A 2747-nucleotide genomic window follows, 5' to 3' on the forward strand; every position below is an offset into this window, starting at 1 on the left:
TGGGCGCTCGCCCACTGCTTGCTTGTGCCTGATGTCGCCCTCCCCCACGCCGCCCATCACGAGGCCCTTCTGCTTCGCGAGGGCGAAGGCGTTGGCTGGGACGTTGACGCAGGAAATCTCCAGGAGGTCGTTCACCTTGAGGACGACGGTGTCGCTCTCCTGCTCCACCTCGTAGACCTCGTTGCGGAAGCCCACGGAGAACGCCCGCATGAAGCCGTTGGCGTAGAGGTTGAAAATCGTCTCCGCGAAGCCGTCGGTGTGCTCCTTCACGGCGAACACGATGTCGCCCTCAAGCTGGCCGAGCGCGTTGACGCGCAGGTTCTCGCCGCGCCCGATGGCCGGCCGGCCGTGATCGTGGCCGAACAGGATGACGGGGTTCGCGCTGAATGTCTCCAGCTTCCAGCCCGACTGGTCGATTATCTCGTCGTGCCAGTCCTTGTCGGCGGTGGAGAAGACGCCGGAGATGCGGTATTCCCCCTTGTCCACGGCCTTCACGGTGAAGGCGTGCTCCTTCTGGTATAGCTTCTGTTCCATAAGTTTAATCCTCGATGAAGGCCGGGGCGATGGCGCACCGGCAGTTAGGCTCCCCTGGCCGCTGGAGTCCGTTGCTGAACGCCTCGCCGAGCTTGACGACCTCGCCGTCGAGCGCGAGGTGCTCGTCGCGCGTGCGGTCGTCCATGGTGGCGACCCACTCCTTCGCGTTGGTCACGTCGGACTGCCGGAAGCCCTCCTCGAGCCCCTGGTTGAGCGCGTTGGTGGTCTCGGTGCGGGCGATGAGGTCGCTCCGCCAGAGGGGGAACTCCTCGAAGCGCGCGGCGACGCGTCCCGATATCTCGCCTATGCCCTCGCCCTGCGCGAGGCCCTCGGCGAGGTCGCGGCCCAGCCCCTCGACGGTGGTGCGGTTCACCTCCTCGGCCAGCTTCGCGGCGTGGGACTTTATCGCCCTCTCTATGCGCGCGGTCATGTCGAAGTCGGTCTGCGGCTCCACGAGGTCGAGGGCGTCCTCCCCCGCGCGCTCCAGTATGGAACGGAGCTCGGGGAGCAGGAAATCGACGGCGAGCGCGTCCTCCTTGTCCCTGTTGAAAATTCGGGAGACCGTCACCTTGACGGCCTTGCTCTTGAGCCTGTCCAGGGCCTTGGCGACGCGGGCCGCCTGACCAGCCGCGAACTCGTCCACCCTCGCGCGGAGGGACTTCTCGCCCTGCTCCATGCGCTTGAGGGAGAAGTCGCAGTAGGCCTTGCGGGCCTCGCCCGCGATGAGGCGGCGCGGCTCGGACTTCGCCCTCGGGGCGAGCATGGCCTCGCGCACCTCCAGCTTCGCCTTGAGCATGGAACGCCCCCTGAAGCCGAAGCGGGGGGATGCGTGGGCGCGTATCACGCGCTCGTTCTCGCGCGCCTCGTCGTCGATGGCCTTCTGCGCGGACTGGTCCAGCCCGCCTATCGGCATCTCGGCCAGCGAGCCGTAGAGCGTCCACCCGCCCTTCACGGGCGGCAGGCCCTCCATGGCGCGCACCTCGTTGATCAGGAGCCAGCGGTTCGCGATGCCGTTCGCGTAGCGGGCGAGCTTGCGCTCCTCTCCGCCCTGCGTGAACTCGACCGGCTCAATCCAGTATTCGTCCCCGAAGTCGGGGATTATCATCTCCTCGTTCATCTTCTCCCACCAGCGCGTGAGGTGGGGGCCGACGCACTCGGTGAGGAAAAGCTCCATGCCGACCTCCGCGTTGGCGCGGTTCACGTCCTCGGTGACGCCCATGGCCGACTTCGGGACGCTGAACAGGAGGAAGATGTCGTCGCGCAGGAGCCTCATGCTCTCGATGTGGTCGAGCTCCTTCGGGGAGAGGGAAATCTGCTGGTATTCCACGTCGCCGGAGAGGACGGCCACCTTGCCGTTCTTGCCCGGCCCCTGGTGCCGCCTGTTCCACCCGGCGCGGAGCTCGTCGCGGTCGTCCTTGCCGAGGCCCCCCGCCACCTTGAGCAGGGCGTCGGGCCGCGCGGAGTTGAGGAAAAGGTCGCGCTGTTCGGTGGAGGCGTAAATCTCGGTCTCGACGCGCCTCGACCCGGCCACGAGCGGAGAGAGGCCGGAAAGCTGGTTGGAAGGGTTCGGGAGCTTGACGTGGATGATGTCCTCGGTCGCGAACACCGCCCTCGTGCCGTCGTTCCTCGCGAACTCGTAGCGGGCGACCGGCTCGTCCTTCCCCGCCACGACGGTCATGCGGTCGGGACGCAGGTTCATGAGCTCGACAGGGACGCCACGCGAGTTGCGCACCTTGTAGACGAAGGCCTCCCCAGTGAGCAGGAGGTTGGTGAAGGCCATCTCGACGAACTCGCTCCGCGTCTGCGTAGGGTTCGGGCGGTAGAACAGGTCGATGACGGGGTGCGCGGTCAGTTCCTCCTGATCGCCCTTCGACCCCTTCACGCGGTAGAGGCGGAATGGGACGCTGGCCGCCTTGGTCGCGATGCGCGACACGACGGCGAAGACGTAGAGGCTGGTGCGGTATGTCTCGAGGCCCTTCGCCTCCACGCTGCCGCCCGTGAGCCGGCGCAGCAGCTCGAAGCCGCCGGAGTCGTAGGACTTCGCCCTGCCGCCGATGAAGCTCGCTATCCTCTCTCGGATGTTACCCATATGTTCACGCTAGCATTTCTCGAAAAATATCTACAACTAAAGCCACTCCACCGCCACGGGGCGAGAGGGGAAGAAGGTCAGGGCGAGGGCGTCGACGACGTCGGGGGAATGCCCGAGCCTAGCG

The 2747-nt window shown here is 66.4% G+C and carries 2 protein-coding genes; both read right to left on the reverse strand.

Translation table 11 applies throughout. The features are described 5' to 3' along the window. Window positions 1–534 (reverse strand): HK97 family phage prohead protease (locus WC906_05475; protein ID MFA5777851.1); only part of this gene is annotated, 534 nt, incomplete at its 3' end. A 4-nt stretch (window positions 535–538) separates the two neighbouring features. Next, window positions 539–2623 carry a phage portal protein gene (locus WC906_05480; protein MFA5777852.1) on the reverse strand — a complete coding sequence of 695 codons (2085 nt, stop codon included), beginning with the start codon at window positions 2621–2623 and terminating at the stop codon, window positions 539–541. Between the last annotated feature and the right edge of the window lie 124 nt (window positions 2624–2747).

It is taken from the genome of Parcubacteria group bacterium (assembly GCA_041657845.1).
In the GTDB taxonomy this organism is placed as follows: domain Bacteria; phylum Patescibacteriota; class Minisyncoccia; order Moranbacterales; family JAKLHP01; genus JAKLHP01.

Coding starts and splice junctions, on each gene's coding strand:
- WC906_05480 (MFA5777852.1), bottom strand. CDS start 2,623: ATGGGTAACATCCGAGAGAGGATAGCGAGCTTCATCGGCGGCAGGGCG.